This window comes from Streptomyces filipinensis, assembly GCF_014649495.1.
Taxonomy (GTDB): Bacteria; Actinomycetota; Actinomycetes; order Streptomycetales; family Streptomycetaceae; genus Streptomyces; species Streptomyces filipinensis.
This window is the reverse complement of record NZ_BMTD01000016.1, coordinates 1-22,822: the sequence shown is the minus strand read 5'-3', so window position 1 is coordinate 22,822 and position 22,822 is coordinate 1. Positions and strand designations below refer to the sequence as shown.

Below are 22,822 nucleotides of genomic sequence, written 5' to 3'. Positions count from 1 at the left end.
CTTTCTCAGCCCCGTGCGGGGAAGGCGCGTGTGATCGTCTCCGCCAGCTGTCGTTCCGCGCCGCGCACATACAGGTGGGGGGCACCCGGGAACAGGTGCAGTTCGAAGTCGGCCGAGGTGTGCTCGCGCCAGCCGTCGAGCTCCGCCTCGTCCACGCTGTCGTCGGCCGAGCCGGCGAGAACGGTCAGGGGGCAGGGCAGGGGTGCCTCGGTCCGGTGCGTGTACGTCTCGCACAGCGTCAGGTCCGCGCGCAGCATGGGCAGCAGCAGCTCCCGCAACTCGGCGTCCAGGTCGTCGAACTCGGCTGTGGCGAGCAGCTCGTCGTCCGGCAGCGTGTGCCGCGGGTCGCGGTCCGGCAGGCCGGGGGCGCGCATGCCCGACAGGAACAGGCGGTCGGGCAGGCGCGTGCCGAGCCGGCGCAGCTGCCGGGCCGTTTCGAAGGCGATCAGGGAGCCCATGCTGTGGCCGAAGAAGGCGTACGGCTGGTCCGTGTGTTCCGCGATGAGCGGCGCCAGCGCGGCCACGGCTTCGTCCATGGACGTCAGGGCCGGATCGGTGAAACGGTTCTCCCGGCCGGGCAACTGGACCGTACAGACTTCCACGGTGTCCGGCAGGTACGCCGCCAGCCGGTAGGAGGAGGCGCCGGCTCCGGCGTGCGGGAAGACGAACAGGCGTCGTCGCGCGGTGAGTTCACGGCTGCCGAGCCCGCGCAGCCATGACGCTGCGAGGCCAGGGTCCGTCATCGGGAGGCCCGTACGGAGCGCGGGGTCAGATCGGTCCACACCTGCTCTATGTGGTCCAAGCACTCCTGGCGGGTGCCCTGCGCACCGGTGGCGGTCCAGTCGGCGGGCAGGGCACGGTCGGCGAACCAGACCGAGTACTGGTCCTCGTGGTTCACCACGACGACATACCGGTCGCCGGCGGGACCTGGTGCGGGTGAGGCGCTCATGTGTCAGACCCCCACACCGGTGAAGAAGTCGCTCTCGCGGTGGCCCCTGCCCGCGGCGACGACCCGGTCGTGCACCCACTTGCCGACGGCGAGGTCGAGTACGCCGAGTCCGAACGGCGAGAAGATCGCCGGGCGTCCCTGATCCCGGCGCAACCGCCCGCGCAGCAGGTCACCGAGGGTGCCGTCGACGAAGTCCCGTTTCCCGGTGCGCTGTTCGGTCAGGTGCAGCGAGGTGCGCTCGCGTACGGCGTGGTCGACGTCGTCGGTGACGTTCTGGGCAGCGAGGATCATCTCGGGGGCCAGGTCGCGCAGGGACAGGTGCAGCACGACCGGCTTGTGGGCCAGCAGCCCGGGGTCGTGCAGGTGCGGCTCGCCGGCCACCGTGGCCAGCAACACCAGGTCGCAGTCGGTGAACGCGGCCTCCACCGTGTCGGCGACCACGATCTCGGCCTTGGTGTGCTCGGCCAGGACGGTACCGAAGCGGCTCGCGGCCGCCGGGTCGAGGTCGAAGAGCCGGAAGGCGTCGATCTCCCAGTCGAGATCACGCAGGAACCGCCATACGTGCTGGGCGATCAGACCCGTGCCCACGATGCCGACCCGGCGGGCACGACGCGCACCCAGCAGCGTCTGCGCACCGAGCACCGCCGAGGCCGCCGTCCGCGTCGCCGAGACGATCGAGGACTCCATGCAGGCGAACGGGTAGCCGGTGACGCAGTCGTTGAGGATCAGCGTGGCCGAGGCGCGCGGGATTCCCTGCTTCGTGTTGTCCGGAAAGCTGGCGATCCACTTGTTGCCGGCGACCTCGAACTCGCCACCCAGATAAGCGGGCAGGGAGATGATGCGCGATCGGCTCTGATGCGGGAAGCGCAGGAACGAGCTGTGCGGGTTCGAGCTCTGTCCGGCGTCGTGCGCGAGGTATGCGGCACGGACGACCTCGAGGAGCTCCGGACGGTGGGCGTCCGTCTCGGCGGCGATGTCGCCCGCGCCGATGACGGTCATGGGCGGTGGAGCCAGGGTGGACACGGAGTGCTTCTCCTTCAGTTGACGGCCAGGGCTTCGACGTCGGAGGCCTTGACCGCTTCCGAGCGCAGCTGCCGGACCCACGCGGGGTTGTAGACGGTCTGGGCGTAGGCCTGGCCGCGGTCGGCGGCGATGAAGGCGACCCGGGGACGGCGTGCGCCGGGACGGTGGCGAGCGAAGTGGTCCTGGACGGCGGCATAACTGCTGCCGGTCGAACCACCGGCGTAGAGCCCGTACTTGGCGACCAGGACACCACAGGCCTCGACGGCGCGCACCTCGGAGACGATCTCGACCTGGTCGATCAGCGCCTCGCCGCACAGCGGAGGCACGATGCTGGAGCCTATGCCGGGGATACGCCGTTTCTTCGGCGGCCCTCCGAAGATCACCGAGCCTTCGGTGTCGACGGCGACGATCACGCAGCGCGGGTACGTCTCCTTGATCCGGTGGGAGAGCCCGGCGATCGTGCCGCCCGTACCCACACCGACGAAGAGATAGTCGAGCGGGCCCGCCTGCGCGATCAGTTCGCCCGCGGTGAAGCGGTAGTGCGCGTCACGGGCATCCGGATTGGCGTACTGGTTGGGCCAGTACGCCGAGTCGAGGTCGCCCAGCAGTTCCTGCACCCGGGACAGCCGGGACTTCAGGTAGCTGCCCGCCGTGTCACGGACGGAGACCTTCTCCACCCGCTCGCACAGTAAACGGAGTTGGGCCTCGGTGGCCTCGTTGCAGTTCGGATCGATGACCGGAACGAACGACAGGCCGAGCATACGGCAGTAGAAAGCAAGAGCCAGCGCAAAATTGCCGGACGACGATTCGACCACCGTGGTGTCGTGCGTTATCTCGCCTCGGCCGATCGCTCGTTCCAAAATCCACAGTGCCGAACGGTCCTTGGTACTTCCGGCGGGATTGCAGAATTCCAGCTTGGCGACGATGTCGCACTGCGCGTCCGCCAGGGGAACCAACGGTGTCCCCATGAGGCCCCTGCGGATTTGTCTTGTCCGTTCGACCAGAAATTGATCAGCACGCCTGTGGAGCATGGGCCGAGTGTGGCATGGGGCCGGACGAGGCGGCTCAACCGCGACTCAAGTGCCCTCGGCTCCGCAACCACTTGAGTGCTGTGGAGCTCTGGCGGGAGCAAACTGTGCGGAAGCCGAACGGATCGATGCTTGGATGGGTGGCGCTGCGCCTTGCTCACCAAGAGCAGTCGCGCTGGCCACTGACCTGCGGAAACAGCGACGGACTGCGATATGTGGTGGAACTTCGTCGGGCGTACGCAGGAAGAGATCGAGCAGGCCCGCGAGGACTGGATGAGCGGGTCGAGATTCGGGGAAGTGAAGGGGTACGCCGGGGATCCGCTGCCCGCGCCGGAGCTGCCGCCGGTGCCACTGAAGGCGCGGGGTCGGGTGCGCTGAACCGGAGCTTTCTGGCTCAGCACACACATAGCCGGGCGTCCGACGCGGCGAAGTGCACGCGATGACCCCTCGGGCGTGACGACCAGGTCGACATTCACGTCGTGGTCCGTGACCGGGATCGGAACGTCGAACAATGGTCAAATCTGGTGGGTGGGCTGTGCCTGGTGGCGAGCCGGCTGCCGCTCGGCGATGAGGTGCGGCAGCTGGCGCATGTCGTAGAAGACGACAGTGTCGTGGCCTTCGAGGCGTTCGGCTGGCGTGAGCCCGCCGGCGTAGCCGAAGGCTCGCATGCCGGCTGCGCGGGCAGCGTGGACGCCGGGCCGGCTGTCCTCGACGACCACGCACGCTTCGGGATCGACGCCCATCTGCTGAGCGGCGTGCAGGAACAGGTCGGGTGCGGGCTTGCCGCGGGAGACTTCGGTGGAACTGTAGATACGGCCCGCGAAGCGATCGTAGAGCCCGGTCCGGCCCAGGGTGTGCCGCATCTTGTCGTGCGAGCCGCTGGAGGCGACGCACGTCGGCAGACTGAGCGCGTCGAGTGCCTCCGGCAAACCGTCGACCGGGGCAAGCTCGGCGTCCACGGCCTCCCGGTGGAGCCGCTCGAACCTCTCCGACCAGACCGCGGCCGTGTCCGGGCCGAGCTGAACGGCGACCTGGTCGTGTATGGCGGCGTGCGAGCGCCCGATGAACCGGTCCACGACCTCGTCCTCGGTCAGCGGCCAACCCAACTCAGCTCCGAGCGCGACCTGGACACGAGCAGCGATGCGCTCGCTGTCGACCAGCACGCCGTCGCAGTCGAATATGACAAGTTCAATGGGCTTGATCATTCCCGCAGCATAGGCCCCGCCGCTCACGCTGCGGCGGTCTCCTCACGCTCGACCAGGACACCGTTCCTGGGCGGACTCGACCAGCTTGAACACCATCGCAACGCGGCCGCCGGGCTGCGGTGGGCCCGGTGCCGGCAGCGCTGGTGCTGGGCGGCCGGGAACACCTCGGCCACGGCCTTCCAGAGTCCCATCGCGCCATCGCCGATGACCAGCTCGGGGTCTACGGATAGCTCACCAGGTACGCCACGTTGCTGCTGGGGGTTACCTGGTTGCCGGTGTTGTCGATGATGTGGTTGATGGTGCCGTCTCCACCCAGGACCGTGGTGACCATGCTGTGGAACTTCACCGCTGACGTGGTGGGCACCTCGATGGCGTGGCCGAGGACGACGGAGGGGTTGTCGCGGAGGTAGGCGTAGACACCCACGCCCCACGCCTCGTGGGAGGTGACCGAGTTGGCGACCTTGTAGGAGGCGTAGCCGAGGTCGCCTCCGCTGGTGGTCCAGCTGGACTGGTCGGGGACGTCGTAGGGGGTCTCGCTCTGGTAGAAGTACGTGCGGCCGCCGTTGCCGTTCCAGGTGGTCTGGTACTTCTGGTAGTGCTCGACCGCCAGGCCGTACATGGTGACGTCGTCGCCGTTGACGATCAGTCCGTTGGCGGCCGGGTTGCTCGTCCAGCCGACGCCGTTGGTGTGGTCCGCCCGCCACAGCCAGAGGTCGTCGCCGATGACGTCGTTGCTGTTGATCACCAGTGTCTGCGTGGCCTTGCCGGCGATGTCGCCGCCGATGCGGAAGAACACGTCGTGCAGCACGATGGGATCGGCGGTGTGGCTGGCGGTCGAGCCGGCCGGGCCGACCTGCATGAGGGTGGTGGAGTTGGTGGTGTTCGCGCTGATCAGCAGGCCGGCGATGTCGATGCCGTCGGCGTCGGCGGTGGTGATCGCGGTGACGCCGTTGTCCGGGACGAGGGTGGCCAGGCCCAGGCCGAGGACCACGGTGTCGGGGCGGGTGAGGTTGAGCGGGACGGACAGGTGGTAGACGCCCGGTGTGACGATCAGGTTCTTGCCGGCGGCGAGCGCGTTGTTGATCGTCGTGGCGGTGTCACCGGGCTTGACGATGTAGAACTGGCTGATCGGCAGCGAGGTGCCCGGGGCGCTGCCGTTCGTCCAGTCGGGGCCCTGCACATTGGTGCGCACCGAGGGGACGAACACCTGCCAGTTGCCCGAGCTGTCGACGTAGATGAACGGCTTCTCGCGCATCACGGGGCTCTGGGCGACGGTGGTGTACTGCGGATTGGGGAAACTGGTCGCCGGGGCGCCGGTGTCGCCGACGAAGACCATGTTCCAGTTGTGCCCGGTCCAGCCGCCGTTCAGGGCGGTGTCCTGGGTGAGGAACTGCTGCTGGGTACCGGAGTTGATCTGCCCGGAGACCCGCGAGTCGCCGATGTAGCCGCCGCTGGACCAGTTGGTGCTGGTGCCGTGGGTGTCGTCCCACAGCTTCATGCTGCCGTGTACGTCCATGCGCCGGAACGGGTCGGCCTGCGAGACGGCCCACATGGTGCTTCCCGAGCTGGGGCTCACCGACATGTTCTCCGCGTCGCGCCAGAAGTTCTGGGTGGCGTTGCCGTCGCTGGTGTGCCCCTCGACGTGCACGCCGCCGCCGGTGATGGACACCTGGTCCGGTGACAGCCCGAGCCCGGCGACCTGGGTGTAGTAGCCGACGGGTATGTCGACGTTGTACGTGCCGGGGGTGAACAGCAGGGCGTTGCGCTGGGTGCCGAACTCGTTGTTCTGCTGGGTGCTGTAGACCGAGTTGATCTGCGACTGGATGGTGGACGCCGGCATCGACGGGTCGAACACCGTGACGTTGGGGCCGAAGTCCGGGGTGCCGGCCGGCGGGGTGACGCCGGCGGAGAGCGAGAAGGACTGGGCGGCGGTGCCGTTGCAGGTGTACTGCTGCAGCTGGACGCTGTCGGCGGTGGACGCCGACGGCACGTCGAGGCACTTGCCGCTGTTGCGGTTGACGAAGTGGTACGTGCCGGAGGCTTCCGCGACCGGCTGCCACTGCTGGTTGGCGCCGCCGCCGTAGAGCCACAGCTGGGTCAGCGCGCCGTCGGCGGTGGAGACGCCGGTCTCGTCCCAGACCTGGTCCGGCGCTGAGGCGACGCCGATCCGGTAGTAGCCGCTGTCGGTCGGGGTGAACTGCCAGGACTGCGCTCCGGTGCCGTTGCAGGCGTACTGCTGCACGGCTGTGCCGTTGCCGGTGGCACCGCCGCTCGCGTCGACGCACTTGCCGCTGCCTGCGTTGACGACGTGGGTGGCAGCGGTGGGGACGGTCGCGGCGCCGGCTCTCGGGGCGGACGCCACCGCGATACCGGCGGCGGCCGGCAGCAGGAAGGCTGTCGTGAGGGCGGCCGTGCGTCTGCGCCGGCGGGGTGCGCGGACGCGCGCGGCGGGAACGGCGGCGGGAACGTCGGTCACACGTGTCTCCTTGGTCGCGATGTGGGGGCGCGATGCGCATCGGACCGTAGGGGCAGTCCGCCCGGCCGTCAATACGTCAAAATATAAGGCGTGAATTATCTGGGTCATCGGCGAACGCGGTAAGGGCAGCCCAGGGAGGTGGTTCGCCGCGTCCCGTGGCCAGGGCGATCAGGGGCAGTGTCGGATCGGCCCTCTTGGGGCGAGACGCAGAACCACGTCCGCCAGCCGGTTGAGGAGAGGGCGGCGGAGCTGACCCGCTTGCTCGACGAGCACACCCACGGCGCACTCACAGACGCGAGGCCGGTCGTCTCCGAGCCCTGACTTGTGGGTCGCGAGTCGGCATGACGGCGCGGTCAGGTCCGTACCGGATGCGTCAAGGGATGTAAACAGAGCCCGGCTTGGCGCCGATCGCGCGGTCGGAAGCCGAATGCGCCGGACGTGCCACACGCGACACCGGCGGCGAGATCAGTGCCGTGTCGTCGACAGGGCCGCAAACCCGACTGATTTCGGCTTCAGTTGTTGACGGTTGACACCGGTAGGACTACAACCCGAGAGAGCGCTCTCATGTCTGCTGTTGCTCCATCCCCCCGCATGCCGGACCGGCTTGAGGAGACCCCACATGCAGAGTTCCGCCAGCGCACCCACCCGCAGACCGCCGGCCGGCGCCGCACGCCCACGCGCGGCCCTCGGCCTGATCGTCGTCCTGATCGCCGCCTGCTTCGCAGTCCTGGCACCGACGCCCGCGCGCGCCGCCGACCAGTTGCTGTCCCGGGGCAGGCCCGCCACCGCCTCCTCGACCGAGAACGGCTCTTTCCCCGCAAGCGCGGCGGTCGACGGCAACACAGGCACCCGCTGGTCCTCGGCCTTCTCCGACCCGCAATGGCTGCGGGTCGACCTCGGATCCGTCCAGCAGCTCAGCCGTGTCACCCTGAACTGGGAGGCCGCCTACGCGACCGCCTTCCAGATCCAGACCTCCACCGACGCCAGCACCTGGACCACCGTCTACTCCACCACCACCGCCACCGGCGGAACGCAGGACATCGCCATCTCCGGCAGTGGCCGCTACGTCCGCCTCTACGGCACCGCGCGGGGCACCCCGTACGGCTACTCCCTGTGGGAGTTCCAGGTCTACGGCCCCGGCGGCACCATCCCGCCGGACGATTTCTGGGGCAGCACCAGCGACATCCCCCCGGCGAGCAACGCCGTCGAGGTGAAGATCCTCAACCGCACCAACGGCAAGTACCCCGACAGCCAGGTGTACTGGAGCTTCAACGGGCAGGTGCACTCCATCGCCGAGCAGCCCTACCTCGACATGCCGGCCAACTCCGCGGGCCGCATGTACTTCTACCTCGGTTCGCCCGACAGCCCGTACTACGACTTCATCGAGTTCACCGTCGGCAACAACGTCTTCAACGGCAACACCACCCGGGTCGACGCCTTCGGCCTCAAGCTGGCCATGCGCCTGCACACCAAGGACGGCTACGACGTCGAGGTCGGCGAGAACCGGCAGACCTTCGCCGAGGACCGCGCCACCACCTTCCAACGCTTCACCGACGCCGTTCCGGACCAGTTCAAAGTGCTGGCCCAGGCCCAGGCCCCGTACCGGATCATCGCGCCCGGCAGCGACCCCAGTTTCCGCGCGGGCGGCGCCAACGCGAACTACTTCACCGCCTACGCCCAGTCAGTGGGCGTGAACGCGGCCACCTCCGACATCTTCGGCTGCGCCGCCTCGCTGGCGGGCAACCCCGACATGTGTGCCGCCCTCAACCGCCACGTCGCCACCCTTCCGGCCTCCCAGCAGTCCGACCCGGCCCAGTTCTACAAGGCGGCACCAGCCAACTACTACGCCAAGTTCTGGCACGACAACGCCATCAACCACCTCGCCTACGGCTTCCCCTACGACGACGTGGCGGGCCAGTCCTCCTTCATCTCCCACGCCGATCCGCAATGGCTCCTGGTCGCCGTCGGCTGGTAGCCGATCCGGTGGCACGGACACCGAACGCATGCTGATCCCCTGACTTGCGGGTCCGGCGGGTCGCACGACCCGCCGGACCCGACGGCCCCGTTTCCGTCGCCCCCGCATGCCCCGTCCCCCGGACGGAGGGCACGACGCGGGACCACCCAGCACACCGATCACACCGGATCGCCCGACAACCGCCCGAGTCGCAGAGGCTTCCGCGCTCTCGGCGCCACCGTCGGCACGACCGCGGCTCTTGGCCGACTTCCCGCCAACTACCTTTCGACCCTACTTACTTCACTGCTTGACGAAAGTCGTCGTCCGCATTTAGGTTCTCGGGTCAGCCACGCGTTGTACGACGCCTCCCTCCGTTCATGAGGTGAGGCGTCGGCCGTCACCCCCATGTGAAAGGCCACCCCCCTCTCATGGCCCGATCCCTTTCCGCAGCCGCCCTCACCGCCGCACTGGGTCTCTCCGCGTGCCTGCTCACCGCAGGCCCCGCCCAGGCCGACACCGGCACCATCACCGGACTCGCCGGCAAGTGCCTCGACATCGCCGGGGCCAACTCCGGTGACGGCACGCCCGTCCAGCTCTACGACTGCAACGGCACGAACGCCCAGCAGTGGAACGTCGGCAGCGACGGCACGATCCGCGCCCTCGGCAAGTGCCTCGACGTGACAGGCAGTTCGACCGTCGACGGCGCCAAGGTACAGCTGTGGTCCTGTACCGGCGGCGCCAACCAGAAGTGGACCGTCACCACCGCACACGACATCGTCAACCCCCAGGCGAACAAGTGCCTGGACGTCACCGACAACAACTCCGCCAACGGCACCCGTACGCAGATCTGGAGCTGCAGTGGCGGCGCCAACCAGAAGTGGAACGCACCCGCGAGCGGCGGCGACAGCACTCCGTCCGGCTTCGTGGTGAGCGAGGCGCAGTTCAACCAGATGTTCCCGAACCGGAACTCCTTCTACACCTACAGCGGACTCACCGCGGCCCTCAGCGCCTACCCGGCCTTCGCGAACACCGGCAGCGACACGGTCAGGAAGCAGGAGGCCGCCGCCTTCCTCGCCAACGTCAGCCACGAGACCGGCGGACTGGTCCATGTCGTCGAGCAGAACACCGCCAACTACCCCACCTACTGCGACTGGAGCCAGCCGTACGGCTGCCCCGCCGGACAGGCCGCCTACTACGGCCGCGGACCGCTCCAGCTCAGCTGGAACTTCAACTACAAGGCGGCGGGTGACGCGCTCGGCATCGACCTGCTCAACAACCCCTGGCAGGTGGAGAACAACGCCTCCGTCGCCTGGAAGACCGGCCTGTGGTACTGGAACACCCAATCGGGACCAGGCAGCATGACCCCGCACAACGCCATGGTCAACAGCGCCGGATTCGGCCAGACGATCCGCAGCATCAACGGCTCCCTCGAATGTGACGGCAAGAACCCGGCCCAGGTGCAGAGCCGCGTGGACGCCTACCAGCGCTTCACACAGATCCTCGGGGTCTCACCGGGCAGCAACCTGTACTGCTGACGCCAGCCGCCCCGACAAGGCGCCGTCATGCCCAAGGTGAAGTCCCTTGCCAAGGGCCTGCTCGCAGCACTCGGTGCGATGACGCTCGTCGTGGCCGTTCCGGCATCCCCTTCGATCCCGACGCCTGACCTGCGGAACAGAGGGGGATTGCAAGCGGGCCGGTAGCTCCGCTTCCAGCTTCCTGGGCGTCCGAGCCACCCTTCGCGGCCCCGGCACCTTCCCCTGGAACTGTCCCCATCACCGTCCGCAAGTGGAATCCCCAAGGCACCACGTGGCTGACGCCAAGGGCTCCGTCCTCCTGCACCGAGCCGCACTTGCGACCGGAACGAGCTTCTAGGCCCGGCAGGCCGCAGAGATCTGGCCGACCAGGACGGCGAAGGGCATGTCGAGGGCGCCGTAGACGGCAGCGGACTCCGGGGCCGCGTTGTCCGCCAGGGCCTCGACCAGCTCCGGGGTGGTCGGCCCCCACATGCTCTCCGCAGCGGTGGTGGTACGACCAGCGGGATGCCCAGGACAGTCGCCGCCCGCGCCATGGCCACCACGTCGTGCTTCAGTTCGCGCCCGAATCCCGCACCGGCGTGGTAGCCGCCGCTGGACTCACGTTCACGATGACGCCACACCCCCGCGCAGCCATTCCCGGAGCGAGGGCGCCGACCAGGAGCATCGGCGCGCGTGAGTTGACAACCATCTGAGCATCGAACATCCCGGCGGTGGTGGCCGGCGTACCGGCGAACCGGTAGATACCGGCGTTGTTGATCAGAACGTCCACCTCGCCTGCTTCAGCGGCAAGACGCAGGACATCTTCAGAGCTACTCAGATCCGCAGCAACGAACCGAGCCTTCCCGCCCGCGGCAGCGATCTCTTTGACGGTCTCAGCACCCCGCTGCTCGTCCCGCCCGTGGACGATGACCGAGGCCCCCACCGCTGCCAGACGCAGAGCCACGGCCCGGCCGATGCCAGCTGTGGCGCCGGTGATGGCCCACGTGATGGGGATCCCCGGGGAGCGCAGACAGCCGAAAGCGCCGAGCCGGATGGGGCCGACCGCGACAGTCATTCAGTCAGTGCGTCGCGGTGACAGGAAGCCAGGACTTCCTGGGGGCAGACGTCCGGCCTGCCGGCCAGCGGCTGCGGGCCCTCGGCGCGCAGGATGGCCGCCCTCTGAGCTTGGCCGAGCCAGTGGTACCCGATGCGCCGGGACCACTGGCTTCTCGGCCCAACCATGTGCATGGTTGTGGCGTGGCGGTGCGGTCAGAGCCGACCTGCCACGAAGTCGGCCACCTGGGCGCCGAGTTGCTGGCCGGCACGGTTGTCGAGGGAAGTGTGCTGGCCGGACCAGATCCGGCTGAGCCACGCTTCGGTGGCGGCGTCCTGGAAGCCGGTGAAGGTTCGAGTGACGCCCTTCGAGGTCACCGCGAAATGATGCCGCGCCCCGTAGAGTCCGGCGAGCGTCGTTGCCGCAGCCTGGCTGAGAGCACCGTGAGCGCCCGGATAGGACGGATCCGGTGCGGTCGGCAGCAGCGGGGTCCAGCTGGGATCGCCGACGATGCTCGGGTTGTAGTGCGTACCGCCGAGCCGGATGGCGGTCACGGGCCGCCAGACGTCGTAGACGTACTTGGCGTCGTACATCGCGATCGCGGTGTCGGCGAGGGACAGGTCGAGCCGGGCGAAGACCTTCACCGCCTTCTCCAGGGTCGCGTTCTGGGAGGTGACGAGGTTCTGCGTGATCTGGTTCCAGACGTTCCACACGGGTGCCGCCGCCCAGAACTTCGCGGCTGCCGTCTGATCGGGAGTGCGGCTGGTGCTGGTCTTGCTCCCCAGGCTCTTGACCTCGTTCAAGGCGGTGGCGTACGCGGCGCTGCTCACGGCCGGCGGCGGTGCCGGGCGGAACTGCCGTCCGTCGGCCAGTACGAACGGCTTGACCGAGCCCCAGTCGGTGAACACCGGTGTCGGGAAACGGGGAGGGGTGGGCCGGTAGTCGCCGGCCTTGGCGCCGGGGCGGAACCGCGGCGGCTTGGCTGAGGATCCGTCGTTGGACCGCAGGGTGATCAGCCTGCGGGCGACCTCCGCTCCCACACCAATGCCCGCCTGCTTGCCCGGGCCGCCGGATATCGCGGACAATTGACTGCTCAGCCGCTGGTTCAAGCTTGCGCGCCTGGCCGGGTAGAGGGCGACCAGCACATCGTGGGCCGCCTGGTCGGCTGCGGCGTCCGCGCGAGCGCCTTTGGGCGCCGTCACCGAGAACACGTAGGCGGGGCCGGCCCGGGTGATCGACACCACCGCGTCGTACTCGGCAGCCTGCAGAAGCGCGAAGCTGCGCGTGGGTTGGACGGTGGACGGCTGCGCCTTCGGATTGCTGAGGATGGTGACGAGCTCGCGGTTCCACTCCACGACCGACATCCCTGCCCCCGTCGCGGCGGTGCGCAGGGCTGGCGAGTGAGCGGTGGTGGACCCGAAGGCCGGGCCGGCGAGTCCGGCTGCCAGCGCGGCTCCGGCAAGTATGGCGAGTGTCTTCTGCTTTCCACCCATGTTCTGTGGCTCCTTGTCGCTGGTGGCGGGCTGTGACAACTGGCGGTCATGCGCGTGGCTCATCCGGGTCGGCCACGCGAGCGTGATGGTGTCGGGGTGGTGCGGGCCGGCAGCCAGGTCGGGATGCCGGCGGTCGTGGCGGACGAGTTGCTCGGCGGGTTCCGCGGCAGCTGCGACGGGGCCGGGGTCGTCCAGGGCCCTCCGGTCCATGAGGGCCTTCCGGCGTAGCAGCCAGGCGCGTTCGGCTCCGGGGGCCGGCACGTGGTGCATCTCGCGGCGCAGATCTGGCGCACGCGTACATGGCTCGTGCGGGGGCGGGGCGTCGATGCCCGTGCCGCTGTTCGGGGTGACGTCCACGCTCACACCTCCGCCGGTACGCAGGGGCCGGCTCCGCAGCGTTGACACAGCACCGTGTCGTGGTGGGGGCCGCCGCGATCGAGTACCGATGGGTGCGCCGCGGACCGCATGGGCACCTGGGCCGGGCCCGGGCAGCCGTCGATGGGACACGGCTTGTGGGTCGCGAAGGACCACTCGGCGAGGGTGTCGGGTGGCCCTTCGCCGCGGCCGCCCCCGGTGACCCGTCGCTGTGCTGCGGTGCCGGCCCCGGCCGGGGGTCGCAGCGCGTGCGGGGCGTCCGGCCCGGTCATGGCGAGCACCTCAGGCAGGCGCGGACTTCGCGGCCGCTGCGTGTCTGGCGAATCTCGGTCGACTGGGCAAGGGACTGGACGATGCCGGTGCCACGGCCGTGTTCGTCGGAGGCGATGCCGGGGCGATGACGCTCCACGGCCGCGCCGGAGTCGGTGACCACGATGTGCAGACTTTCGTGGTCGAGGGCGAGCAGCAGGGTCATGCGCTCATGGCCGTACCGGGCAGCGTTGGCGGCGAGTTCGTCGACGATGAGAACGGCGGAGTCCCGCTCACCCGCGGGCACACTCCAGGTCTCCAGCAAATCGGCCGCGAAGTGACGAGCGGCGGAGACGTGTGCCTCCTGCGCCGGCAGGGTGAGCAGTGCATGGCGGCGGAAGGGCCGGCCGAGCAGTGAAGTCGGGCTGGGGGAATCGGTCACGAACATGGTCTTCTGGCTCTTCTGTCGATGTGCGGGGACCGGAACGGGTGACCGCAAGCAATTCGGGGGGTGTCGGTAGGCCGGATCCTGATCCTGCGTGGGCGCGCTCAATCAGTTCCACGGACGACACATGCCGGACGGTTCGAGCTATGTGCCTTTTTTGTTCCGATTCTTGCGAGTCATGCCCATGTCGACGCCTGTCTGGGCTCAGCGGCCTCTGTCCAGCGCTGTCTGCACGCGGAGGACCGCGATGCACGGACTTCGGGAAAAGAGGGTCGTGCGCGTCCCGTCGGCCCGCTCATGCATGAAGTCAGCTGTGGACTGGGCCGGTTCGACGGAGCGGGGGCGAGAGTGACCAGGGCCCAGAACTGCCCCGGTACCGACACAGCCGCCCGAGACAGGTCGTCCAGGGGAAGCAGCCGCCGCAGCTGACCGGCCCCGCGATGTGTGGCACCACCGCGGACAGATCGACCGGATGGCCGCTTCAACCCACCCCTCGGCCATGCAGGTGCCGGTGTCGGCCTCCGAGGCCGCCACACTCATCGGCCGCGAGCCCTTGTCGGACGGCCCCGCCGATCCCGGAGCCACGCGGTGCGGCGGGATCGAGGGGCTACGGCGATCAGGAGCGTGCCCGTCCAGCCGGTGTCACGGGCAGAAACACCTTCCATGGCCATCAGCTGGACGTCCTGTGCGCGCTCCTCCAGCTCGGTCCACCGGGCTTGAGGGCGGCCCGGTGCCTGTCGAATTATCGGGGTCCCTCGCCGCGGAGCGCCCGGCCTTTCGAAGGCGACGTCGTCTTGGCCTCTTGTGCCACCAATCCTCACGCTCGGATGGTGACCAGCTTCTGACCGTTATCTGCGAGGATCTCGAAGTGCTCGATGGCTCCCGGAGTCATGGCGACCGCTCCTGGAATCGTGGTGCCGGGAGGGTACTCGCCTGCCCGCCAGGTAGCGCCGTCCGTCCTGGCCCCGCCGGGCCCGACCGCCTGCAGCCGACAGGTGATTCCGGCGGGTGCCCCTCCTGCCGAGATCTGCAGAACACTGCCCCAGGCAGAGGGCGAGACCTTCACCGAGGCGGAGACGCCGGTGGCGGGATCGCTCCCGGAGAAGGTGCGCCAGACGGTCGGCGCGGTCGGCCCGGGCGGCCTCGCCTGACTGCCCACGGATCCGATGGCCGCCAGCCATGTGCCGCCGGCCGCTGCCGCGATGAACGTCAGCGACGCTGCAGCGCCGGCCAGTTGCAGACGCCAAGACCTGCGGCGCCTGGCGGCGGCCTGCTGGAGCAGCCTCTCCAGCACACCCCCCTCTGGGGTCTTCGACACCGCGGGCGCGGCGGGCCGTTCGGGCAGCGGGGAACCCTGCGCGCTTTCGGCCGCCCGTACCATCAGTCGGTCGGTCAGGTCCGTTTCGGCCGCCGGCACCGTCTGGCCCGAGACTTCGGCTTCGGTCACCGTCGCCAGCAGCGCGGGCAATCCCGCCAGCTGGGCGTGTTCGGCCCGGCAGTCGGTGCATGCCGCGAGGTGGATGCGCACCTGTTCCATTTCCGCCGAGGGCAGCGCGCCCAGGACGTAACCTCCCAGCGTCAGCCGGAGGGCGTCGTGCTCCGCACTCATGGTCACCGCCTCCTGCCCGCCACGGTCATGGCTCGATCCCCCGTTCCTGCAGCGCCAGCCGCAGGGCGTGCAGGGCGTAGTACGTCCGCGACTTCACTGTGCCCACCGGGATGCCCAGCACCTGTGCGGCCTCCGCCATGGTCCGGCCCCGGTAGTAGGTCTCCAGCAGGACGGCGCGGTGGTCCGGGGACAGCGACCGGACGGCTTCGGCGACCGCCCAGCTCTGCAGTGCCTGCTCGATCTCGTCCTTGCCCGGCTTCTGCTCGGCGGCTCGCTCCAGCGCATCGCCGCCGGCCTCGGCCGGCCTGGACTGCCGGGCCCGGCGGGCGTCGATGACCAGGTGTCGAGCGACCGTATACAGCCATGCCCGGGCCGGGCCGCGTGCGGGGTCGAACGCGGCAGGATGCTGCCACGCTCGCAGCAGTGTCTCCTGTACCACGTCCTCCGCCCATTGCCAGTCTCCTGAGGTCAGTCGCAGCACGTAGTGGAACAGGGCTCCTGAGTGCTCCGCGTACAGCGTGCGCAGCAGTTCCTCATCCGCGGCCGAAAGGGTCCCTTTACCAGAGACACGGTGCGCGGAGCGATCCGGATCGGTCCTTGGACCACGTTTTCGGGAACTCCAGGACATAACACGATCATCGGGCATATGCGCCGCTTTGTCCTGCACGAACAGCTCTGTGCCGGTCACGCGCTGTGGCTGCTGCAGCTGGCACGCCCTCGCGGCGTTACGACCTCGCCATGACCAAGCATGCGCGGATCCGGGACCGGCTGGACTGCGGCGATCCCATGAAGTCCCACAAAAGGTGCGTATCCATCGAACCGCAGGAGCCATGCCGTCCGTGGAGGCGAACAAGAACCGGCTTACGCGCAACTCCTCATCGCTTCCCCTGCAGCAAGGGGTGGAACAGGGGTGACCGAAATGCACCACGCGACGCACACGCTCATCACCGGCCCCGCTCCCCCGCCCCCGCGCATCGAAGCCGGTGCCACTCCGCGGCCCCGACCGATGTCCAGCACACACCACGCCGTTGGCGCTACGCACAGTGATCGGCGGCTGTGCGGCGACCGGGGCAGAGCTCCATCCGGGCCAGTGTGCGCAGCGCGGAGCACCTCGAGGCGGGCAGCCGGCATGGGGCGGCACCCAGGCTCGCTCGCCGGGTCCGTGAGGGACGCGCGCCCATGAACGCGGCATCCACCACATCCCTGCGGTCGCGTGCGCCCGAGCCGGCGCAGTTCCCGTCTCCGCCTGATCAGTGAGGAACGCACACCATGTACGTGAACCTTCGCCCACCAACTCGGCGATCCCGTGCTGCGGCCGGGCTGGCCGTCGCCACCATCGCCACCGCCGGCGCACTGGGGCTCCTCAGCGCATGCGGCCAGTCGCCGCATCCCTCGTCCATCGGGGCCGGCGCCATCACGCCCGGTCCGGATCAGCACCAGGCGGCCGGAATGCCCGGGGCCACGGGGCCGGGGAAAACGGCGGGCTCCGCTCCCGGCGCCTCCCCGATGCCCAGCATGAGCATGCCCATGAGGACCTCGAGAAGGGGCGCGGCGGCCGCGCCGATGACCGGGAATGCCATCGCGATCAAGAACTTCGCGTTCTCTCCGGCCACGCTGCAGGTCAAAGCGGGCACGACGGTGACGTGGACGAACCAGGACACCGACGCCCACACCGTCACCAGCGCCGCATCGGGTGGCCCCCTGCACTCGGCCGCCCTGGCCACCCACGCCACCTACAGCCACACGTTCACCAAGCCCGGCACCTACGCCTACCTCTGCACCATCCATCCGTTCATGACCGCCACCGTGGAGGTGACCCGATGACCGACTACTACGACCGTCACGACGGAACACCGGCCGACGACGCCGGCCAGCCTGAAACCGAACACGGTATGACTCGACGTCAACTCATGCGTCACGCAGGATGGTTCGGTGGCACGGTGGTGCTGACCGTGGCCAGCGGAGAGGTGATCAGTCACATCGCGGACTCCCGCGACACCAAAGCCGGGGCTGCCGCCGGGACCGTCGCAGCGGGAAGCGGCGCGCTGCGGTTCGTGCAGGTCTCCGACAGCCATATCGGGTTCCAGGGCCCGGCGAACATGGACGTGGCCGGCTCATTCAACGAAGCGATCAACCAGGTCAACTCACTCGGATTCAGACCGGACTTCGTCATGCACAGCGGCGACCTGACCCACCTGTCCACGGCCGGGCAGTTCGACCAGGTCAAGCAGATGATGACCGGAATGAAGACAGACCGCGTCTTCACCGTACCGGGCGAACACGACTCCATCGGCGATGCAGGCCGCACCTACCGGCGGAGCTTCGGCATGGGCACGCTCGGCGACGGCTGGTACAGCTTCGACACCCACGGCGTGCACTTCATCGCCCTGGTCAACACCCTGAGCCTGGAGAAACTCGGACACCTCGGCACCGCGCAGATCGACTTCGTACGCAAAGACCTCGCCGGCCTGTCGTCGGACACCCCCGTCGTGGTCTTCAGCCACATCCCGCTGTTCGCCATGTACCCGAAGTGGGGCTGGAGCACCGACGACGCTCTCAAAGTCATCGCACTCCTGCGCCGCTTCTCCTCCGTCACCTGTCTCAACGGGCACGTCCACCAACTGTTCACCAAGACAGAGGGCAACATCACCTTCCACTCCGCCACCACCACCGCCTACCCGCTGCCCAAGCCGGGCCGGGCCCCCGCCCCCACGCCCCAGGTCGTCCCCGCCCGGCAACTCAAGGACGCACTCGGCATCCGCAGCGTCGGCTACCGCCAAGGCGACCGCGAACTGGCCATCAAGGACCAGAGGCTGGCATGAACACCCAAAGATTCCTCGTCCCCACCCTGCGGGCGGCGACCGCCGCGACCCTCGCCGTGGGCGGATACATCCACGCCCAGCTCTACATCGACGGGTACCGCTTCATCCACCTCATCGGCCCCCTGTTCCTGCTCCAGGCCAGCGCATCCTTCGCCTTCGCCGCCCTGCTGCTGATGGGGACACCACCCCTGCTGCTGAGGATCTCCGAGGCAGGCGTCGCGCTCGGCGCCCTCGTCGGCTTCACCGCTTCGCGCACCGTAGGGGTGTTCGGATTCACCGAGCGCGGTCTGCAACCGGCACCACAAGCCGTCCTCAGCCTCCTCGCCGAAACGGGCACGCTGCTGCTCCTCGCCATCTGGCAAGTGAGCTCAGCTCGGCGAGTTCGCTCCGCCGTGTCCCGCCCTGCGGGGCCGACGCCTCCGAACCGACCGAGGAACAACCGAGCGAACGACCGACGCCAGCCCCGCCGAAGCGAGGAGGGCACCAGGACGTGATGCCATCGGCGTACCGTCGATTCCCGTCCCGGTACCGACGGCGTTATTCCAAGAGAGAAGCGAGCCTGCGCCATTCCTCCCTCGGAAGCTTCTCCCTGTGGGCGCCGGTGAGCACCTGGAGGGCCACGTGGTCCCCGCCTGCCTGGTGGAAGGTGTCGATGCGGTCGCGGATGCGGTTCTCGTCGCCCCAGGCGAAGACCGCGTCGATCAGGCGATCGCTGCCGCCCTCGGCCAGGTCGGCCTCGGTGAAGCCGTGCCGCAGGAAGTTGTTGGTGTAGTTCGGCAGGGTGAGGTACATGGCGAGGGCGTCGCGGGCCAGGGCGCGGGCCCGGACCGGGTCGGTCTCCAGGACCACCTTCAGCTCCGGGGCGAGCAGCGGGCCCTCGCCGAGGATCTCGCGGGCCTGGGCGGTGTGTTCGGGCGTGACCAGGTAGGGGATGGCGCCGGCCGCCCGCTCGCCGGACAGCTTCAGCATCTTCGGGCCCAGCGCGGCCAGCACCCTGCTGTCGGCGGCGACGCCGGCCTCGTCCAGCTCGTCGAGGTAGTCGGTCATCGCCGCGTACGGGCGGCTGTAGTCCTTCACCAGCGGGCCGTGGCTCACGCCGAGACCCACCAGGTAGCGGGCGGGGTGCGCCGATTCCACCTCGGCGAAGCCGGCCGCGGTCGTGGCGGCCTCCTGCTGCCAGATGTTCAGGACGCTGGTGCCGACGACGATGCGGCGCGTCGCCCCGATCAGCGGGGCGGCGTGGTCGGCGGTGCTGTTGTTGCCGAGCCAGATGGCGCCGTACCCGAGTTCCTCCAGTTCGGCCGCGGCCTCGTCCAGTTCGCCGCGCCGGGCCGGGTCCTCCGAGCGCAGTTCGATGCTCCAGGCACCGTACCGGCCGACTCGCTGCTTCAGGGGGACTCTGGTGTCGCTCATCGGGTGTTCCCTCCGGGTGGTGGGCTGTGCCGTGATCATCACGCCCCCAGCCTCTGCCGACCGGAGGGCGTTCCGGGCCGATTCCCGCCGTTCCCTCACATGGCCGAACGGCGGCAAGACGTCGAAAACCCAGGAGCCCACCCCTGTGGTGGGGGCTGGTGCGTGGCGTCGGGCTGGTCGTCCGCGGTCCGGTGATCAACCACGGGATGAGCGCGGCGTCGTGATCGTGCGAGTAGTGGTACACGACTGAGATTCCGCCGCCGCCGGTCTGTTCCCGCTTCGGGGAACACCGGAACCGGGTCCGCGCTCTCTGGCTTGTGTTCGAAGGCGCGCCGATACCCGCCACCATGAGAGGACCCGGCCTGACCCGCAAGCCGCCTGACGGCCTACCAGAGCGAGCCTCATTCCAGCGTCAAGATATTGCCTGGCATCGCCCTCGCATCCACGACGGGCCGGGTAGTCGAGCGCGAACCGCACGTAGGAGACGGCCATGGTCGCGTGGTCGTCGGGCGTCGCGGGCGCCAGGTGCACTGCGTAAGAATGTGCCCGTACCGGAGGCGAGCGCGCGTGCCGCCATGTGTGCTGACTCCTCGGCGTCCGCCGGTACCGGTGAAGGCGCGAGGTGGGGTGCGCTGAGCCGGCGTTCTCCGAGCCACGAGGACGCCTGGCCAGACCTGGAGAACGCCACTCCCTCAAGGCTGCCCACGTTCGTGATCAGAACATCCTCGAACCGCCCCCGAAACCTGCCGGTCCGGCCGCACAGCGTCCGGCGCGGGGGCCGTCAGACGTCGCGAAGGTCCACGAACTTCTCGAAGAAGAACTCGTGTTTCAGAAACGACACGTCGTACTCGTGCCCCGGATACGGCGGGATCAGCTGGGGCGCCTGGATCAGGCGCCAGCCGTCGCACAGGGCGGCCACGCCCGTCGCGTAAGGAGGCTCGTCGCTGTCGCCCGTGGTAGGGCATGTGCGGCCGGTACCGTCGTAGAGCGCCCAGCCGATGATCAACTGGAAGGTCCATGGGTTGAACTGACGACCGGTCTGAGGACCTTCCCCCCGGAGGGAACCGGGCAGGAACGCCCTTCCGGCACGACTCACCTGCCCGACGCCGTCGGGCGAGAGACTTCGACGGCTGCACCCGTTCGCGATCCTCGGAGCGCGTATGAGCGGTGCTTCCAGCATCGGCCTCGGACCACGTGGCGGCCCTGGCCGGGTCAGCACGATGCCGGTGACCGTGACGCGCTACGCACTCTTTGCTGCGCGTGTACGCGTCACGGTCACCGGCATACGGTGGCGCCGGAAAGGCGCGGCCCGTCTATGCGGCTTGGGTGAGTTCGGCGCGGCCGAACAGCAGCGCGTAGCCGGAGGGGAGCTGGCGCAGGATGCGGGTCAGCAGGTCACGGCCGGCGTAGGCCGCGACGGCGGAGAAGACGGATCCGGTGTCCCAGCGGGTGGTGGCCAGAGAGGCGCCGGTGCGGGCGGCGAGGTCCTTGACGAAGGCCCAGCCGCCCAGCGGCTGGGTGTCGGGGATCTGGGCGGTGAGGATGCGCGCGGCTTCGACGGGGAGGCGGGCGGCCAGTTCGACGCGTTCGTCGCCGGTCAGCTGACGTCCCAGTCCGGCGAGGACCAGGCGGACGGCTTCCTCGGCCTTCTCCCGGCTGGGGTAGGCGCCGTCGTAGCGGACCTTTTCCAGCATCTGCTCATACGCCCCGCCGTAGGGGTGCTGGAGCGGTGCGCTGTGGTCGGACATCACTGCGGTGGTTGCCTTTCTGTCACCAGGTCGTGGTGGCCGGTGTGCGGTCACCGGGTCACCGGGGTGGGTGGTCAGGTGGGCTGGGGGCGGCCGAAGAGGAGGTCGTAGTCCGCGGGGAGCTGGAGCAGGATCTGTTCGAGGAGGTCGTCGCCGGCGGCGTCGGCGACCGTGGACAGGACGGCGCTGACGTCCCAGGCCGCGGTCCGTTCGGTCGCGCCCTCGATCCAGGCCGCGGTCGCGCGCACGAACCGCTCCGGGGACAATGGCTCGGCGCTCTGCAGCGGGTTGAGCAGGATCAGGGCGAACTCCTCCGGCAGACGCGCCGCCAGCTGGGCGCGTACCTCGCCGACCAGGTGTGCGCCCAGCAGGGCGAGCACCACGCGGGCCGCGCGTTCGGCTTCCTGTGGGGTCTCGTACTCGCCGCGTTCCTTCACACGCTGGAGGAACGCTTCCCGTCGTACCGTCATGTCGGCCGTCACCCCTGTCTCGATCCCACGGGGCGCGAAGGACAGGCCCGGGAGGATCAGGTACCCGTCCTCCGCCGCTGTTCAGCCCTCGGGTCCGGCTCAGCCGGAGATCTCCTTGCGGCCGGATCCGACGCCGATGGAGATCTTGCGGGGCTTGGCTCGCTCGGCGATCGGGATGCGCAGGGTGAGCACGCCTGCGTCGTACTCGGCCTGGATGTGGTCGGTGTCCAGGGTGTCGGCGAGCACGATCTGGCGGGAGAAGACGCCCAGCGGCCGTTCCGACAGTTCCATCTGCACGTCGTCGGCCTTCGTCGCGGGCCGGCGCTCGGCCTTGACGGTGAGCATGTTCCGCTCGACGTCGATGTCGATCGCGTCCGCGCTGACGCCCGGGACGTCGAAGGCCACCACGTACTGGTCGCCCTCACGGTAGGCGTCCATCGGCATCGGGGACGGCCTGGACCAGGTGCCCGGTCCCGTCAGCTGCTGGGCGAGCCGGTCCAGCTCACGGAAGGGGTCAGTGCGCATCAACATGGTGGAACACCTCCAGGAACGTTCGGGCAGTTGCTGCCAATGCGCCTCACTGAAACCGTTGTAACATGTCATCCAGTGGATGACAAACATGGTGTCATCCAAAGGATGACTATCTGAGGGAGGTGCCCATGACCCCGGCCGACCAGCCGGCACCGTCCAGCCCCGACACGCCCACCCCGGCGTCGTTCCTCGCCGCCGCGGAAGCCCTGCGCGCCATAGACGACGCCCTGCATGCCGCCCGGCATGAGGTCCCCGGGGCTGCCGAGACCCCCGACGTCGGCCCGGAGCAGGCCCTGGCCTCGCTTCTGCTGCTGCGGCAGGTGCGTGAGCAGCTCGCCGGGTGGGAGACCGGCCTGATCGAAACCGCCCGCGACGCGGGTGCCAGCTGGGCCGACCTCGCCCACCCCCTCGGCGTCGCCAGCCGCCAGGCCGCCGAACGCCGCTACCTGCGCGGCCGGCCCGGA

The 22,822-nt window shown here is 69.1% G+C and carries 22 protein-coding genes and 3 pseudogenes; 7 read left to right on the top strand and 18 right to left on the bottom strand.

What is annotated here, in order from left to right:
• Positions 1 to 5: 5 nt before the first annotated feature.
• From IE244_RS29955 to sbnA, 4 genes are read right to left on the bottom strand one after another with little or no spacing between them, the layout of a single operon-like run.
• Positions 6 to 743 carry a thioesterase II family protein gene (locus tag IE244_RS29955; protein WP_191876683.1) on the bottom strand — a complete coding sequence of 246 codons (738 nt, stop codon included), beginning with the start codon at positions 741 to 743 and terminating at the stop codon, positions 6 to 8.
• A complete protein-coding gene (locus IE244_RS29950) occupies positions 740 to 949 on the bottom strand; it encodes an MbtH family protein (protein WP_191876682.1) in 210 nt (69 codons plus the stop codon). Before IE244_RS29950 ends, IE244_RS29955 begins: the two co-directional genes overlap by 4 nt.
• A gap of 3 nt (positions 950 to 952) precedes the next feature.
• Positions 953 to 1,948: a 2,3-diaminopropionate biosynthesis protein SbnB gene (sbnB, locus tag IE244_RS29945; RefSeq protein ID WP_191876829.1), complete on the bottom strand. Its 996-nt coding sequence runs from the start codon at positions 1,946 to 1,948 to the stop codon at positions 953 to 955.
• Between the two features lie 38 nt (positions 1,949 to 1,986).
• Positions 1,987 to 2,940 carry a 2,3-diaminopropionate biosynthesis protein SbnA gene (gene sbnA, locus IE244_RS29940; protein ID WP_229854417.1) on the bottom strand — a complete coding sequence of 318 codons (954 nt, stop codon included), beginning with the start codon at positions 2,938 to 2,940 and terminating at the stop codon, positions 1,987 to 1,989.
• Between the two features lie 273 nt (positions 2,941 to 3,213).
• On the opposite strand from sbnA, the pseudogene IE244_RS29935 reads away from it, so the two are divergent.
• A pseudogene (locus tag IE244_RS29935) lies at positions 3,214 to 3,378 on the top strand (pirin-like C-terminal cupin domain-containing protein); the annotation flags it as partial.
• Positions 3,379 to 3,515: 137 nt separating this feature from the next.
• On the opposite strand, the gene IE244_RS29930 reads toward IE244_RS29935, so the two are convergent.
• The 3 genes and pseudogenes from IE244_RS29930 to IE244_RS29920 form a co-directional block, all read right to left on the bottom strand.
• Positions 3,516 to 4,205, bottom strand: coding sequence for an HAD family hydrolase (locus IE244_RS29930; protein ID WP_191876680.1), 690 nt, complete (start codon positions 4,203 to 4,205; stop codon positions 3,516 to 3,518).
• A gap of 134 nt (positions 4,206 to 4,339) precedes the next feature.
• Positions 4,340 to 4,426 (bottom strand): annotated as a pseudogene (locus IE244_RS43415) (transposase); the annotation flags it as partial.
• The gene (locus tag IE244_RS29920; protein ID WP_373305791.1) at positions 4,426 to 6,681 is read right to left on the bottom strand and encodes an RICIN domain-containing protein; all 2,256 of its coding nucleotides are present in this window, start codon (positions 6,679 to 6,681) and stop codon (positions 4,426 to 4,428) included. The pseudogene IE244_RS43415 and the gene IE244_RS29920, both read right to left, overlap by 1 nt.
• A 619-nt stretch (positions 6,682 to 7,300) precedes the next feature.
• Between IE244_RS29920 and IE244_RS29915 the strand changes: the two genes are divergently transcribed.
• On the top strand, positions 7,301 to 8,656 hold the full coding sequence (locus tag IE244_RS29915) for a beta-1,3-glucanase family protein (RefSeq protein WP_191876678.1): 1,356 nt from the start codon (positions 7,301 to 7,303) through the stop codon (positions 8,654 to 8,656).
• Positions 8,657 to 9,063: 407 nt separating this feature from the next.
• Positions 9,064 to 10,170 carry a lectin gene (locus tag IE244_RS29910; protein WP_191876677.1) on the top strand — a complete coding sequence of 369 codons (1,107 nt, stop codon included), beginning with the start codon at positions 9,064 to 9,066 and terminating at the stop codon, positions 10,168 to 10,170.
• Between the two features lie 333 nt (positions 10,171 to 10,503).
• Here IE244_RS29910 and IE244_RS42355 read toward each other — a convergent pair whose 3' ends face one another.
• The 6 genes from IE244_RS42355 to IE244_RS29880 all read right to left on the bottom strand — a co-directional run bounded on the left by IE244_RS42355 (position 10,504) and on the right by IE244_RS29880 (position 16,002).
• The gene (locus IE244_RS42355; protein WP_229854416.1) at positions 10,504 to 10,641 is read right to left on the bottom strand and encodes a hypothetical protein; all 138 of its coding nucleotides are present in this window, start codon (positions 10,639 to 10,641) and stop codon (positions 10,504 to 10,506) included.
• Positions 10,642 to 10,720: 79 nt separating this feature from the next.
• Positions 10,721 to 11,224, bottom strand: a complete 504-nt coding sequence (locus IE244_RS29900; protein ID WP_308436301.1) for an SDR family NAD(P)-dependent oxidoreductase — start codon at positions 11,222 to 11,224, stop codon at positions 10,721 to 10,723.
• A 194-nt stretch (positions 11,225 to 11,418) separates the two neighbouring features.
• Positions 11,419 to 13,053: a vanadium-dependent haloperoxidase gene (locus IE244_RS29895; RefSeq protein ID WP_229854415.1), complete on the bottom strand. Its 1,635-nt coding sequence runs from the start codon at positions 13,051 to 13,053 to the stop codon at positions 11,419 to 11,421.
• Positions 13,054 to 13,339: 286 nt separating this feature from the next.
• Positions 13,340 to 13,762, bottom strand: coding sequence for an ATP-binding protein (locus tag IE244_RS29890; RefSeq protein ID WP_229854414.1), 423 nt, complete (start codon positions 13,760 to 13,762; stop codon positions 13,340 to 13,342).
• An 820-nt stretch (positions 13,763 to 14,582) separates the two neighbouring features.
• The gene (locus IE244_RS29885) at positions 14,583 to 15,374 is read right to left on the bottom strand and encodes an anti-sigma factor (protein WP_191876676.1); all 792 of its coding nucleotides are present in this window, start codon (positions 15,372 to 15,374) and stop codon (positions 14,583 to 14,585) included.
• 25 nt (positions 15,375 to 15,399) lie between these two features.
• Positions 15,400 to 16,002, bottom strand: coding sequence for a sigma-70 family RNA polymerase sigma factor (locus IE244_RS29880; protein ID WP_191876827.1), 603 nt, complete (start codon positions 16,000 to 16,002; stop codon positions 15,400 to 15,402).
• A gap of 899 nt (positions 16,003 to 16,901) precedes the next feature.
• Between IE244_RS29880 and IE244_RS29875 the strand changes: the two genes are divergently transcribed.
• The 3 genes from IE244_RS29875 (at position 16,902) to IE244_RS29865 (ending at position 18,690) form a co-directional block, all read left to right on the top strand.
• Positions 16,902 to 17,198 carry a plastocyanin/azurin family copper-binding protein gene (locus IE244_RS29875; RefSeq protein WP_191876675.1) on the top strand — a complete coding sequence of 99 codons (297 nt, stop codon included), beginning with the start codon at positions 16,902 to 16,904 and terminating at the stop codon, positions 17,196 to 17,198.
• A gap of 86 nt (positions 17,199 to 17,284) precedes the next feature.
• Entirely contained in the window at positions 17,285 to 18,196 is a 912-nt protein-coding gene (locus IE244_RS29870) for a metallophosphoesterase family protein (protein WP_229854413.1), read from the top strand.
• Positions 18,193 to 18,690 carry a hypothetical protein gene (locus tag IE244_RS29865; protein ID WP_229854412.1) on the top strand — a complete coding sequence of 166 codons (498 nt, stop codon included), beginning with the start codon at positions 18,193 to 18,195 and terminating at the stop codon, positions 18,688 to 18,690. The genes IE244_RS29870 and IE244_RS29865 overlap by 4 nt, the downstream gene beginning before the upstream one ends.
• A 43-nt stretch (positions 18,691 to 18,733) precedes the next feature.
• On the opposite strand, the gene IE244_RS29860 is transcribed toward IE244_RS29865, so the two are convergent.
• The 5 genes from IE244_RS29860 to IE244_RS29840 all read right to left on the bottom strand — a co-directional run bounded on the left by IE244_RS29860 (position 18,734) and on the right by IE244_RS29840 (position 22,358).
• Complete coding sequence (locus IE244_RS29860) at positions 18,734 to 19,609, bottom strand: LLM class F420-dependent oxidoreductase (RefSeq protein ID WP_191876673.1); 876 nt, start codon at positions 19,607 to 19,609, stop codon at positions 18,734 to 18,736.
• 781 nt (positions 19,610 to 20,390) lie between these two features.
• A complete protein-coding gene (locus IE244_RS29855) occupies positions 20,391 to 20,615 on the bottom strand; it encodes a hypothetical protein (RefSeq protein WP_191876672.1) in 225 nt (74 codons plus the stop codon).
• A gap of 307 nt (positions 20,616 to 20,922) precedes the next feature.
• Positions 20,923 to 21,357, bottom strand: a complete 435-nt coding sequence (locus IE244_RS29850) for a DUF2267 domain-containing protein (RefSeq protein ID WP_373305790.1) — start codon at positions 21,355 to 21,357, stop codon at positions 20,923 to 20,925.
• A gap of 74 nt (positions 21,358 to 21,431) precedes the next feature.
• Positions 21,432 to 21,827 (bottom strand): DUF2267 domain-containing protein, encoded by a 396-nt coding sequence (locus tag IE244_RS29845; RefSeq protein WP_191876670.1) that lies wholly within the window; start codon positions 21,825 to 21,827, stop codon positions 21,432 to 21,434.
• Between the two features lie 99 nt (positions 21,828 to 21,926).
• Positions 21,927 to 22,358: an Hsp20/alpha crystallin family protein gene (locus tag IE244_RS29840; RefSeq protein WP_191876669.1), complete on the bottom strand. Its 432-nt coding sequence runs from the start codon at positions 22,356 to 22,358 to the stop codon at positions 21,927 to 21,929.
• Positions 22,359 to 22,486: 128 nt separating this feature from the next.
• On the opposite strand from IE244_RS29840, the pseudogene IE244_RS29835 reads away from it, so the two are divergent.
• Positions 22,487 to 22,822, top strand: a pseudogene (locus IE244_RS29835) (type III effector protein); the annotation flags it as partial.